At 67.4% G+C, this 13,460-nt stretch carries 9 protein-coding genes and 2 pseudogenes; 4 read left to right on the top strand and 7 right to left on the bottom strand.

The window, feature by feature from the left end; all coding sequences use genetic code 11:
- Positions 1-137: 137 nt before the first annotated feature.
- Positions 138-738: pseudogene (locus P1P75_RS01800) on the bottom strand (transposase); the annotation flags it as partial.
- A gap of 137 nt (positions 739-875) precedes the next feature.
- On the opposite strand from P1P75_RS01800, the gene P1P75_RS01795 reads away from it, so the two are divergent.
- Positions 876-1,427, top strand: a complete 552-nt coding sequence (locus tag P1P75_RS01795) for an SDR family oxidoreductase (protein ID WP_319251145.1) — start codon at positions 876-878, stop codon at positions 1,425-1,427.
- A gap of 494 nt (positions 1,428-1,921) precedes the next feature.
- Positions 1,922-4,192 carry a LuxR C-terminal-related transcriptional regulator gene (locus tag P1P75_RS01790; protein WP_319251143.1) on the top strand — a complete coding sequence of 757 codons (2,271 nt, stop codon included), beginning with the start codon at positions 1,922-1,924 and terminating at the stop codon, positions 4,190-4,192.
- 89 nt (positions 4,193-4,281) lie between these two features.
- Here P1P75_RS01790 and P1P75_RS01785 read toward each other — a convergent pair whose 3' ends face one another.
- Together P1P75_RS01785 and P1P75_RS01780 are read right to left on the bottom strand one after the other, a co-directional pair.
- Positions 4,282-5,718, bottom strand: a complete 1,437-nt coding sequence (locus P1P75_RS01785) for an RICIN domain-containing protein (RefSeq protein ID WP_319251141.1) — start codon at positions 5,716-5,718, stop codon at positions 4,282-4,284.
- A gap of 50 nt (positions 5,719-5,768) precedes the next feature.
- Positions 5,769-6,632, bottom strand: a complete 864-nt coding sequence (locus P1P75_RS01780) for a hypothetical protein (protein ID WP_319251139.1) — start codon at positions 6,630-6,632, stop codon at positions 5,769-5,771.
- A 486-nt stretch (positions 6,633-7,118) separates the two neighbouring features.
- On the opposite strand from P1P75_RS01780, the gene P1P75_RS01775 reads away from it, so the two are divergent.
- Together P1P75_RS01775 and P1P75_RS01770 are read left to right on the top strand one after the other, a co-directional pair.
- Positions 7,119-7,838, top strand: a complete 720-nt coding sequence (locus P1P75_RS01775) for an IS6 family transposase (RefSeq protein WP_319251137.1) — start codon at positions 7,119-7,121, stop codon at positions 7,836-7,838.
- Positions 7,839-7,903: 65 nt separating this feature from the next.
- Positions 7,904-8,110, top strand: a complete 207-nt coding sequence (locus P1P75_RS01770; protein ID WP_240439282.1) for a transposase — start codon at positions 7,904-7,906, stop codon at positions 8,108-8,110.
- On the opposite strand, the gene P1P75_RS01765 is transcribed toward P1P75_RS01770, so the two are convergent.
- The 4 genes and pseudogenes from P1P75_RS01765 to P1P75_RS01755 form a co-directional block, all read right to left on the bottom strand.
- The gene (locus tag P1P75_RS01765; protein ID WP_240439283.1) at positions 8,074-8,427 is read right to left on the bottom strand and encodes a transposase; all 354 of its coding nucleotides are present in this window, start codon (positions 8,425-8,427) and stop codon (positions 8,074-8,076) included. The genes P1P75_RS01770 and P1P75_RS01765 overlap by 37 nt on opposite strands.
- Positions 8,428-8,801: 374 nt before the next feature.
- Positions 8,802-9,149, bottom strand: a pseudogene (locus P1P75_RS41945) (transposase); the annotation flags it as partial.
- A gap of 1,085 nt (positions 9,150-10,234) precedes the next feature.
- Entirely contained in the window at positions 10,235-12,064 is a 1,830-nt protein-coding gene (locus P1P75_RS01760) for a SpoIIE family protein phosphatase (RefSeq protein WP_162948090.1), read from the bottom strand.
- A 746-nt stretch (positions 12,065-12,810) separates the two neighbouring features.
- Entirely contained in the window at positions 12,811-13,299 is a 489-nt protein-coding gene (locus P1P75_RS01755) for a fibronectin type III-like domain-contianing protein (RefSeq protein WP_240439284.1), read from the bottom strand.
- Between the last annotated feature and the right edge of the window lie 161 nt (positions 13,300-13,460).

Below are 13,460 nucleotides of genomic sequence, written 5' to 3'. Positions count from 1 at the left end.
GATTTTCCCGGCCACGGGGCGGGACCGACAGGGCCCGGGATGACTACCAAGAGGCCCTGCCTTCATGCCCGCGACCAGCTGCGATCACCCGATCGAGACTCCCGTTCGACGCACACCCCTCAAGATCGGAACGACAACTTACTGCCGTCGGTGCGCACGCCCATGAGGACCAGGACGCAGGAGCGGGCCTGGCCGAGGCGGACCTTGGGGTGGACGCCGTCGGCCCACACGTACACGTAGTCGGATCCGGACAGGTCCCGGTCCTGGAAGGCGGCGTGGTCGTCGCTCCACTGCTTGGTCAGCCGGGTCACCGTGGCCGGCGAGAGCCCAGCGGCCGAGCCGAGGAACTGCTCCATCGCGGGCACGAAGTCGCCGGAGGACAGACCGTGCAGGTAGAGCAGGGGCAGGACCTCGCTGATCTTCGGGGACTTCCGGCACCAAGGGGCGAGGATCTTCGACGAGAACCGCTTGCGCTCGCCCGTCTCGCCATCGACCCGCTTGTCGTTCACCCGCGGCGCCTTCACTGCAATCGGCCCGGCGGCAGTGGTCACCGTCCGCTCACGATGGTGACCGTTACGGACCACCAGACGCCGACCGGCCTTGTCCCGCTCGCCCGCCAACTCGGCTATGTACTGGTTGGCTTCGGCTTCCAGGGCCGCGGCGAGCATCCTCACGGACGATGTCGTCCATCAGGGAGCCGCTCTGGGTGGTGCCGTCCTCGTTGACTACGCTCAGCACGGGCGTGCCTTCCTGACCCGCGCTGCAACGCGGGCCTACTCGATGACCAGAAATCGATCACTCGGGAAGGTACGCCCTCCGCGTTCCGCGAGGCACCTCTCCCGAGTCCGATCCACAGATCTTGAGCATTGCTCGACATGCCTGCCACGACCTGGGATCGGCACGTACAGGTCAACCTTCCCGGCACGTTCCGCGTATGCCAGGTCGTGGCGCAGGTGATGGTGGCGGCCCGGACCGGCGGCTGGATCACGGTGATCTCCTCCAACCTGGCGCTGGGACACACCGACTACGTCAGCGCCTACAACGTCACCAAGTCCGCGCTGCTGTCGATGGTGCGTTCCGCCGTTGCGGAATTCGGGGTTCACCGCATCCGCGTCAACGCCGTACTACCCGGAGCCATTGCCACCGCGATGACCCGGCAGATGCTCGACGAGCCCGGTGTCACCGAGGGCCTGCTGAACTTGACACCGATGGGCAGGCTGGGCCGACCGAGCGATGTGACCTCCGCGGTCGCGTATCTTGTCCTCGCGCGAGGCCCAGTGGACAGATGGCGCGGCGCTCGTTGTCGATGGCGGTCAGTCCATTTATGGGCAGCCCGCATGGACCCGCCAGGACCGGTCCACACCGTCCGAGCCGCAGTGGCCGCCGCACTTCCAGCCGCGATGAGCTGCATGGCCATGGTCGCCTGAAGGGCAGGGGCGGCCCGCTCGCTGAACGGGCACGCCGTCCCGCCTGACCTGCGCCGAATCGCCGTCATTGGTCTGACCTGCGGAAACACTGCCAGTCAGGCTGATGGTCAGTGGCCCCCCAGCAGGACTCGAACCTGCGCCAAGCGCTTGGAAGGAATCTGGCCCATCCGCCCTGCGGGTGACTTGACCTACGCCTCCCCGACCTGCTGACGCCCTGTCAGCGATTCCGGATCGTGCAGTGGTACGCCCGATAGTGCTCGCAGTGATCACTCGTGGGCGAATAATCTATGATGGACCAGTGCGTAATGGGACACGAGATACGGCGGGACCGACCGGATCGACTGCCGCGTCGTCCCAGGGCGTGTCTGTGTCAGGCGACGTAGCTGAGTTGCGGCGACTGGTGCACCTCTGCATCGACCGCCCACGTACGGCCGCCGATCAGGGGCTGAGTGAGCGTTCGGGCATCGTCCGGAGTGGGCAGGGAGGCGACTGACGTGACCGTACCCGTGGCACGGGCAGGTAACCTGCCCGAGGCATTCACCACGTTCGTGGGCAGGCGCCACAACATCGCCGAGGTCCGCCGCGTCCTCGGCTCGGCGCGGCTGCTGACCCTTACCGGGACGGGCGGCGTGGGCAAGACGCGGCTGGCGCTGGAGGTGGCTGCCGCGGCCAGGAAGGCTTTCCCCGGCGGGACGTGGCTGGTCGACCTGACGCCGGTGCGGGACCCCTCAGCGGTGGCGACCACGGCTGCTACCGCTGTAGGCATCGTGGACTTGGGCACCGGACCCGCCCTTGACCGGCTTGCCGATCACCTGGCCGAGCGCCGGGCGCTGATCGTGCTGGACAATTGCGAGCACTTGATCGATGCCTGCGCCGAGCTGGCGGACACGCTGTTGTCGGCCTGCCCCGAACTGCGCGTACTGGCGACGAGCCGCCAGACGCTCGGCATCGCCGGCGAGCATGTGTACACCGTGCCGCCTCTGAAGGTCCCGGACGAAGCGGTCGAACTCCTGCGGGACCGTGTCTGCGCCGTCCGGCCCGACTTCAGGATCACCGACGATAACTGGGACACGGTCATCCGGCTGTGCGCTGGGTTGGACGGACTGCCGCTTGCCATCGAGCTGACTGCGTCCCGGCTGCGTACGCTCACCCTCGAACAGGCCGTGGACCGGCTGGAGGACCGCTTCGCGCTACTCACCGGGGGCAGCCGCACCGCGAGGGCGCGGCAGCGCACGCGGCGTGCGGCGATGGAGTGGAGTTACGAGCTCTGTTCCCCGGCCGAGCGGCAGCTGTGGAGGCGGCTGTCGGTCTTTGCCGGCGGCTTCGGCCTGGACGCGGCCGAGCGCGTCTGTGCGGGAGAGGACATCCCCGAGCAGGATGTTCTGGACCTCCTCGACCGGCTGGTCGTGCAGTCCGTCGTCCTGCCTACGGAAGCCGAGGGCCTGCCCCGCTACCGCCTGCTGGAGACCATCCGAGAGTACGGCCGCGAGCGCCTCGCCGAGTCCGGCGAGGAAGAGCGACTGCTGCTGCGGCACCGCGACTTCCACCTTGCCCTCACCGAGCGCATCTCCGACGGCTGGTTCGGCCCTGGTCAGGAGAGGGCCCTGGCCCGAATGCGCGCCGAGCACGCCAATCTGCTGGCCGCCCTGGCTCACGGCGACGACCCGCAGGCCACGCTCGCGCTGGCCGCGGCGCTGCGCTACCACTGGTGCGCCGGTGGGTTCCTCGCCGAAGGGCGACGATGGCTCGACCGTGCACTCGTTGCCGCGCCCGAGCCCACCCCGGCTCGCGCCCGGGCGCTGTACGCCGCGTCCTGGGTGGCGCTACTGCAGGGTGACCACAGCGCGGCCGGCCAGTGGCTAGCCGAGGCCGCAGACCTCGGCGAACAACAGGATGATTCGGTGATGCGCGCGCATGTCTTGGGCCTGCAAGGCTCAATGGCGGGGTTCCAGGGGCGGTTGGCCGACGCGGTGTTGTTGTTCGAGGACGCGATCGCCGCACTCACGACAGCCCAGGGCGAGGCTTCGGCGCTGTTCGAGCTGTTCCAGTTGGCTGCGGTGCAGATGGAGCAGGGGGATCCGCGTGGGGCGGAGACCGGCCGGCGGACGGTCGCCTTGGCGGAGGCCCACGGTGAGCATTGGGCACGCGCGCACGCGCTGTGGAGCCTGAGCTGCTACGCCTGGAGGCAGGGTGACCGCGAGGACGCCCTAGCGCTGATCCGGGCCGCGCTCAAGATCGAGCGGGGCTTCAACGAGCCGCTCAGCGCCGCGCTGATGCTGGAGGCATTCGCCTGGATCAGCGCTTCCTACGGGGAGTACGAGCGAGCAGGGCGGCTGCTGGGCTCCGTGCGCAAGCTGTGGCGCGATGTGGGTGCGGACATCTCCGCGTTCGGTCCGCCATTGGACGAGGACCACATACAGTGCGAGCAGTCGGTCGTACGAGCACTGGGTCCGGAGGCGTACGAGAGGGCACTTGCGTTCGGCGGCGGTCATGCCAGTCCCCGCCAGGCCATCGAGCAGGCCCTGGGCAGCGATGTGGAACCGGCCGCCGCCCAGGCCTCCGGTCCCAGTCCTCTGACGCGGCGGGAGCTGGAGGTGGCCGCTTTGGTGGCCAAAGGCATGAGCAACCGGCAGATCGCCACCGGCCTTGTCCTCTCCTCGCGCACAGTCGACTTCCACGTGGGGAACATCCGGGCCAAGCTCGGCTTCCGGACTCGCGCCCAGATCGCGGGCTGGTGGGTGTCGACCCAGGGACCGATCGAGTAAGTGCCAGGCGAGAAGCCCGCTGACCTCGGCCTTGCGCGACGGTTCGTCGGTGGAGCCGACGGACCGTCGCGCCTACGGACGTCGAGCGATCACCCGTTGGCGAGCACGATGTCCCACTTCTGGCAGGTGTTGCCGAGCGAGGTCCACTGGCGGACCAGAGCGCCGTCGTTCGTCGCGCAGTTCTGCACGTCGATGGCCAGGCTGTTCTTCACGTTAGTAATGGTGTAGTGGCCGTCGACCTCGGCGAAGTCCCACTTCTGGCAGTCGTTGTCGGCGGAAGGTGACAGGGCCATCAGCGCGCCATTCCATGTTCCGCAGTGATAGTTCTCCAGGGCCTTGCCGCTGTTGACGTTGGTGATGGTGTAGTGGCCGTCGCTCGTAGGGGCGAACTGCCACTGCTGACAGGTGTTGTCGATCGAAGCCCACTGGTTGATCCCTGTTCCGTCGGCGGTACCGCAGTCCGCCGCGTTGAGGGCCTTGCCGCTGTTGACGTTGATCAGCCGCACGTTGTTGCTCGGGCTGGGCTTGACCGTGATCATGTCGGGATAGTCGCTGAGCAGTGGAGCGGTTACCGAGGACGGAGCGGCGGTGACCACCACGAGCCGGTCGCTCTCGCCGTCGTAGTAGACGAACGTGTTGAAGGCGTTGTCACCGTTGGGCGCCAGCCGCGCGTAGGCGGCTTCGCTGACCTCCTTCACCTTGGCGGTGGTGAACTGGACACTGCGCGCGGTGGTGGCGGTGGGCCAGTTGCTCGGCGCCTCTCCGCCGGCGTCGGTCCAGTCCGCCGGTGTTGGAAGGTTGTCGATGTCACCGACGTAGTCCTTCGGGAAGATGACCACCGGCCCGATGTTGGCATCGTTGAAGTACGACAGCGCACAGTTGAAGTCGGCCAGCTCTTTCAGCTGGGTCAGGGGGTCTGAGAGGTACCCCGACGCGAGAGGACCGCGCGCCGGATTGCACTTGGCGACCTCAGATAGGTCGGACGTGGTCCCGTCGATGACGAGTTCACCGGAATGCTCGTGGGCCAGGGGGTCTGTCACCGCGGACGGGGCGTTCGTCTGCACCACCACCCGGTCGGTCGGCCCGTCGTAGGTCACGAAGAGGTCGTACGTCAGGTCACCCTCGGGTTGCACCACTTCGTAGGCCGCGCTGATGAGCTGGCTGATGTCGTCGAGGGTGAAGAGCTGGCTCTTCGCGGTGGTGGGCGTGGGCCAGCTGGTGGGTGTGTTCCCGGAGGAGTCCGTCCAGTTCGGCGGCGGCTGCAGGTGGTCGATGTCTCCGGTGTGGTCCTTCGGGAAGATGATCACCGGCCCGATGTTGGGATCCTCGAAAGCAGCGATGGCGCCTTCGTGGTCGGCGAGGGCCCCCACCTGCTCCCACACCGCGTTCTCGTCGGCCCGCGCTGGAGCGGCGAAGGTCAGCGTGCTGGCGGCCAGCAGGGCCAGGGTGGCGAGGAGACCGCCGCGTATGCGCCATTGAGATGAGGCGCCGGTCCGGACCACTGCTCTTCGCTTGTTCTTCTTCACAATGCAATTCCCTTCGCCTTCGGACGTTGGTTCTCCTACTTCTCGCGTCATCAGCTTCCGCCACCTCTGCACCGGGTGATCGCGCTGCAACCTCGGGTGTACGGATTCGCTGGTGGTGCTGCAATATTCAGGTTCGAGGAATAGGTGAAGTGGGAATTCGGGTCGTAACCGGGGTTGTAGTTTATGGTCACGGTCGCATAGTGGGGATTTATTATGTACCGGTCGTAGGTGAACGTCCGGGTACGCAGGTCAAGTACGTCTCCGTTAGCTCGAGCGGTCATACGATAGACGCGGACCCCCCGGATCGCCTCGCGCGGAATCCGATGGACGTAAGCCCATTCGTCCTGGGATGCGTACTGGTTGTAGAGATTTGCGTTCCCGCGAATCTCATCGGGCACGTACAATGCATTCCTGGCCAACCTGGGGTCTATCTCATAGACGTAGCTCTCGGCCCGCATCAGCGCCTGTCCATTGCAGTTCGACGGGAAAATTCTCGAGACCCACCCCCGCCTCGCGTCGTTCGTAGCTCTCACCTGCGCACAGTGCGCTCGGGCAGCACTGTCCAGGTTGCGCAGCCCCTGGCTCTGCGCGAATGTCGCTGCGGTGCCGAGCGTCCCGGTGGTCGAAATGTAATTGCTGTTGCCGGCCCGGTCGCCTTGGACATGCGAGACGAGGTTGTTGTTGCCCCCACGCGCGCCGAACCCGGTGCTGAAGATCGTGTACGGCGTTCTGGAGTCACCGCGGTACAGCGACTGCGGGAAGGACCTCTGGGTCAGCAGGCCCGCGTTGTGAAGGTTGGAACAGTTCGATGATCCTTGTCCCGAAGTAGAGCCTCCCGGACAGTTCTGGTTTGCGGCGTGCGCCTTCGTGGTTCCCAGGGGGAACTGGAGGAATGCGATGGCCAAGAGAGCCATGAGGAGCGTCAGGGCAGCAGAATTCCTGGTTGTCCTGTGTCTTCTTGTGCATAGCGTGATTCGCCTGATCATGTGTGCTCCGGACTGGGTAGGAATACTCGACAGGCCCGAGTGCGGCTGGCCTGTTCTGGCCGGTGGGCCGTCCAATGAACGGGGGGCGTTTCCCGGCTTGGTCTGATGGGCCGGTGACGAACGAGTTGTTGCCGCGTGGGATCGGGAACGACTGCTTGTGCAGGCAGGCGGTCCGTGCCACCGATGTGTCATGTCCGCCGTCGTGCGTCCACGCCGACAAGCATCGGGGCTGCATCGTCCCCCCGGTACCGGTAGTTCTACGAGGTTCGAACCTGAATTACGGCCTCTACGACGCAGGCCGAACCTTCCGGAGGCGCCGGCGTTCTGCCGGGCCGAGCCCTCTGCCGGGCGCTGTCACGTTGGCTGAGCGGGTGGGATGATCTTCTGGTTGATCGTGTTGGAGGGGGCTGTTCCGTGGGGGCCGTGGCTCCGTCGTACAAGGGGCACCGATACCCGGTCGAGGTCATCTCCCACTGCGTGTGGCTGTATCACCGCTTCCCGCTGTCGTTCCCCGAGGTCGAGGAGCTGATGCTCGAGCGCGGGATCGTCCTCTCCTACGAGACGGTGCGCCGCTGGTGCGCCAAGTTCGGTCAGCGGTACGCCGATTCGCTGCGCCGCCGCCGGCCCCGACCTGGTGACAAGTGGCACTTGGACGAGGTCTTCATCAAGATCAATGGGGAACAGAAGTACCTGTGGCGGGCGGTCGACCAGGACGGCAACGTCCTGGACATCCTGGTACAGAGCCGCCGGGACAAGGCCGCGGCCAGGCGCTTCTTGCGCAGGCTGACGAAGAAGACCCGCACGGTGCCGCGGGTGATCGTCACCGACAAGCTCCGCTCCTACGGCGCGGCCCACCGCGAGGTCATGCCCTCCGTCGAGCACCGCTCCCACAAAGGGCTGGACAACCGGGCGGAGAACAGCCACCAGCCGACAAGGCAGCGCGAACGCGCGATGAAAGGCTTCCGCGGCACCGGCGCAGCCCAGCGGTTCCTGTCCGCGTTCAGCGGCATCTCACCCCACTTCCGACCCCGACGCCACCGGCTGTCCGCACACCGCTACCGAGCCGAGATGACCGTCCGCTTCGCAATCTGGGAGCAGATCACCGGCGCCGCCTACCCCTCCACCACGGCCTGAGCACAGCCCGGAACCGGGCTCCACCACACCACGACGCACCATCAGACACCTACCCACCCAACAACGTGACAGCGCCGGATGCGGGGATCGAGGTCGTACTCAGCGGGATCCGGATGCCGCGCATGAACGCGCTCATGGAACGGTGGGGGCAGACCTGCCGACGCGAGCTGCTGGACCGCACCCTGATCCGGAACCAGCACCATCTGCTCCACGCCCTGCGCGAGTTCGAGCAGCACTACTTGACGTGCCCTTCGACGATGCCGGAGCTGTAGTGCAGGGTCAGTCCGGCCAGTACGGCGTCGAGGTCCTGGCGCAGGAACCCCGCGAAGCCCTTGATGGGCGGCGGTGCGGTTCGTTCGGCCTGGCGTATCCAGTCCTCCAACAGGGAGCCTCGGCGATGTCGGAGCAGGTCGGTGAACGCGCGGGCGAAGTCGCAGGCTGCGGTGATGTCCGGGCAGGCGAGCCGTACCTCGTCCAGCCCTGCGGCGCTGCGTGGTGACAGGCTCTCGCGGGCCTGCATGATCCAGCCGGTGATCCGGCGTGGACTTGGTATCTCGGCGGGGGATGGGGGCGCGGTGCCGACCCACACGGTGCGGAGGTATCGGGTGATGGTGGAGTAGCCGCCCCGGTAGCCCTGCTCGCGCAGGCGTTGAAATAACTCCTTGCCGCTCGTGGGCCGGCAGCGAACTCGGCCTGCAGGAAGGGCTTGAAGCGGTCGAGGGGGACGCTGCGGCGGTCGCGGGCGGAGGCGAGCTGGGTGTCGAGGTCGATGTCACGGTAGTGGCGCACGGCCTTGCGGTCCAGGCCCAGGCGGCGGGCGATCTCCCTGACCGGGTAGCCGATATTGACCACGCGGTTGATCTCCACGTGCCGCTTCAGGACACGCTGGACGATCAACGTCGGAGGCAGGGCATCAAGCACCGGCAGCTGAACGGGACGCCCCTGGCCCCGCTCTGCGTGCTTCTTCAGGCAGCTGCGGTGCTGGTGACAGACCCGCTCGACCGCCCGGGACAAGCCCTGAAGTAAATGCCATCGATCAGCAACTTGCACCGCATCTGGGCAGGCCGTGGTCGCAGCGAGGCTGCAGCTGCTGTCGCGATCACGGCAGATGACCTCGGCGCCGGGGTGCGCGGTCAGCCACGCGACGAGAGTGTCGGACGAACGGTCGGGAAGCAGATCGATCACCGCCGAGGAGTCGACGTCGACCAGGACGGTGCCGTAGGTCCGGCCCTTGCGGAAGGCGAAGTCGTCCACCCCCAGCACCAGCGGACTGGACGCTGCGTTGGTCGCGGGCGGGTCGGGCAGAGCCATCAGCATGCTGAGCAGCGTCACCCGGCTGACTGCCACCGCAAGCACCGCCGCCATACGGGCTCCGGCCCGCCCGGCCAGGGCCAACGCGATCGCCACCAGCAGGCGGTGCAGTGGCGGGGTTCTCCGGCCTTAGCGGACGGTCAGGCCCTCGGCCTGTTCAACGAAGGTACGGCGCAGGCAAGCCGGCTGATCGCAGACGAGGCGGCGAACCGACAGGTCAATAACGACGGGCCGCCCGGCGACGGCGGTATCGGCAAGGTGCCGCTGGTACGGCTGTGGACACGATGCGCGGCCGTACCAGAGCCGGGGCAGTCCACCACGAGGTCGTCCCGAGTACGCGCGGTGACGTGCACCGTGCCACCCTCGACAAACAACCGCTCCACCAGCACCGTCTTCAGGTGCTGAAACGCTATATTCAGAAGCTCGTCACACTTAGACGACGATGCCAGGTAGATGACGCTCTGTCACGCTCCACGAAAATCTTGCCTGAACCTTGAAAGCGGCCACCTTGTGCTCTGAGGTGGACCAAACCTGCTCTTTTGATCTCCCCACCCTTCGTGTGACCTTGTCGGGTCTTTTTCGCGTGATGTTGATCGGCGTGTCGCACTGGCATGGGTGTGTCGTGGAGAGGCAGTGCCCACCAGCGCTGGGCATAGGGCCGCTCCATCCGCTCGACCGGTTCATTCACGAACAGACGCATGGGTAGGGCCGCCCTTCCTGGGAGAGGGGTCGCGCGAGGAGCTCTGCGGACAGGGACGCGAACGCGCGGAGTGGCAGGCGTCGCCGATCCCGGTGATGCGGCATATCCTTGTTCGATAGACTTCATCACTCGAAAAAGTCGTTCGACTTGAATCCGCTGTCGGGTGTGGTTGTGACATGGATCGCTCGGCGCGACGCACACCCGATCACCGAACGGGCGGTGCGCCGCTGCTCTGAGGCCGCGTGTGACCGGATCGGTCACTCCGTGTCCGAGTCCGACCTCACGGATGGACAACTGCTGGAACGACTACGGCGAGGAGACCGCACACCGGGGCCCATGCCTGAGCCGGCACGGCTCGTGGATTCGTCGGCGCCCGTGCTGCCGGTTACGCCCCCACGATCGGCTGCTCGGTCCAGATCGTCTTGCCCGACAGGCCGTAACGACTTCCCCAGCGGCTGCAGACGTGGGCGATGAGGAACAGACCGCGGCCGCCTTCGTCCATCGAGCGGGCATGACGCAGCCGAGGTTGGGTGTTGCTGGTGTCGGCGACCTCGCACACCAGGACGCGGTCACGGATCAGACGCAGGTCGGCCGAACTGCGGGCATGGCGGATCGCGTTGGTGACGAGCTCGCTGGCGATGAGCTCGGTGGTGAAGGAGAGGTCGTCCAGTCCCCACGCGGAGAGCTGACCGACCACCGCCTCGCGGGCGCGGGCCACCGCCGCGGCGTCGGCGGGGAACGTCCAGGTGGCCGTACTCGCTGCCGGTATGGCGTGCAGCCGGGCGAGAAGCACCGTGGCGTCGTCACGGATGACCGTGGGCCCGTAGACCAGCTCGCGGGTGATCTCCGCGAGGCTCCGCTCGGGACGGAAGGCGGAGGTCACCCGATGCAGCCATTCCTGCGGATCACGGTCGGGGCCCAGCACCCCGTCGGTGTAGAAGACCAGGACGCTGCCGGCGGGCAGCGGCAGCCGGGTCAGCTTGAACGGCATGCCACCGACACCGAGCGGTGGGCCCGGATCGACATGGACGTAGTGCGCCGTATCGTCCGGACGCACCACGATGGGTGGCGGGTGTCCCGCGTTGGCCAGGAGACAGATCTGGCTGACGGGGTCGTGGACGGCGTACAAGCAGGACGCCCCCACGACATCGGGATGCTGGGCCTCGCCGGCGAGGCGCTGGACCAGGTCGTCGAGGCGTAGCAACAGCTCGTCCGGAGCTATGTCGAGGTCGGAGAGGGTCTGCACCGCCGTGCGCAGCCGCGCCATGGTCGCCGCGGCACCGATACCGTGCCCGATCACGTCGCCCACCACCAGCGCGATACGCATCGAGGACAGCGGGATCGCGTCGAACCAGTCACCGCCGACGCAGACGTCGCCCCCGGTCTCCCGGTAGGCGCCGGCCGTCTCGGCGGCAGCGGTGTTCGTGCCCGAAGGCGGAAGCAGACTGTGCTGGAGCTCGACGGCCGTCCGGCGCTCGCGGGTGAAGCGGCGTGCGTTGTCGATCGCCAGACCGGCACGGGTGGCGACCTCCACCGTCAGCTCCTTGTCCGCCTCGGAGAAAGGACGCGTGTCCCAGGTGCGGTACACGGTCACCGCGCCCACCGCGACCCCGCGGGCGAACAGCGGAGCGGTCATGGCCTGCCTCATGCCGGGCGGCACCAGCTGGGCCACCAGCCGAGGGTCATCGCCCAGCATGGCCGAGGCCTGCCGGGCGTCGTAGACGATGGCCTTGCCCTCGAACGAGGACTCGAACTCCGCTCGCGCGGGCAAGGGCGGCCACGCCTCCCCTGCCTGGAGCAGGCCAGGCGGCCAGGGGCCGAGAGCGTGCTTGGTCGCCAGCATGCGCATGAACACGTCGTTCTGGAAGACCGACGGTGGCTCGTCTCCGGTGAGGACGGATTCGGCCAGCGTCACGCAGCTCATGTCCCCCAGTGCTGGAACGAGCACGTCGACCAGGTCCTGCGCGGTCGTCACGAAGTCCAGGGACTTGCCGATCCGCGCCGACGCCTCGCGCATCACGCTCAGCCGGGTACGGTCCGCCATCTCCAGCTCATCGAAGGCGACCGCGCCGTGCGCCACCGGAAACGCCACGACCAGGAAGGTGTCGCCTTCCGTCAGTGGCACGACGGACAGGAGAACACGGACCTCGTCGCCGCCGCGCCGCCGCAGTACCGCGATCGTCCCGTCGGAGAGGTCATCGGCGTGGGCAAGCATGGCGGACCAGGTGGGCGGATCCGACAGCACCTTCGAGACGTCGAGACCGACGGTCTCCTCGGCTCGGTGACCGAGCAGCGTCTAGGCGCCCCTCGACCAGCTCACGACCTCTCCGAGCATGCTCACGACCAGCGTGGCCGGAGGCCACCGACCGCCGCCCCCGGTTTCGGGCTGGGTCTGCGGAAGCATACGCACCCCAAGGTGTTCGTGTTGGCCCCTGCGCGGGAGGTCACTTCCCTCTCAGTATCCCGCGCATCCGAGAACGCTCCTGTGGGGAAGAGAAACGGCGCGGGCGGCAGGCCCGTCGGAATCGCCCCGGTCGAGCGAGGCCGAGAGGGTGCACCGGGCGTCGCGACGGGGCGAAGGCTGCCTGTCACGGAGGACCTGGAGAACGGAGCAAACCGCGAGACGAGGAGCCGGTCGGCGGTCGGGTCTCCGCTGCGCAGATCCGGGGAGATTTCGATACGCAGCGCACGACCTGCGACCACCTGGTGGCCGTCGCGGCCTTCCCGGCATAGTGAGGAGGATCAGCGTCGGGGCGGGCGGCCCGGAGCGCATCCGGCGCTGCGGTACCGTGCCGGGCGTTCGGGCGCCGTCGAGTGTGTTCACCAGTCCGGCTGGCCTCCCGGCCGTACGCAGGGCCCTGACCACAGGCACGCCCCGTCTACCGGGGCGAGTGCAGGACTCCTGCCTGCCGCCGAACGGCACATCGCGGCGGCAGGCGAGGACGAGGGCTCCGGCAGCGATCACGACGGGGTGCGGCTCATGCCCATGAGCTGGCCCAGGAACTCGTCCGGCAGCGGAGTCGGCAGGAAGCCGAGGAACTGGCGCACGGGCATGGAGGCGACCATGCGCATGGCGTCCTCGTTCTCGGCGGCGGCGGCCTGCTCCTCAGTCATCCCGGCCGTCATGGCGTCGGTGAGGGCCGGGCCGACGGTCGGGTGGCCGAACCACTCGCCGACGGTGGAGTCCAGGGTGAGTGGCTTGGCCAGCAGGTCGCCGGCGAGTTCCAGCGAGGCGGACGCCACGACGTCGTGCGCGTTCTCGCCGAATTGCACCCGGTACTCGCCCGCGGCCACGGTCCAGTCGTCGCGGGTGATGTCCCAGTAGGCGAAGGCACGCCGGTCGAGGGCGATCACGACGGTGGTGCTCTCGCCCGGGGCGAGGGTCACCTTGGTGAAGCCCCGGAGTTCGCGGGCCGGGCTGCTGACCGGGACCAAACTCGATACGTTCAAGCCGTACCTCCACCCGCGATGGGAGGAAGGCTGCACCAACGCCTCGCATCTGTGGGAGGAGATCACGGAGCGCGGTTACCGAAGCGGCTACGGCGCTGTCCGCGATTACTGATCTCGGCTCGTTAGGGTGATGTTTGCTGAACTTGCCGATGTGGGTGTGA

Source organism: Streptomyces sp. ID05-39B, from assembly GCF_033794725.1.
GTDB classification, from domain to species: Bacteria; Actinomycetota; Actinomycetes; order Streptomycetales; family Streptomycetaceae; genus Streptomyces; species Streptomyces bobili.
This window is presented reverse-complemented; position numbering and strand designations above follow the sequence as displayed.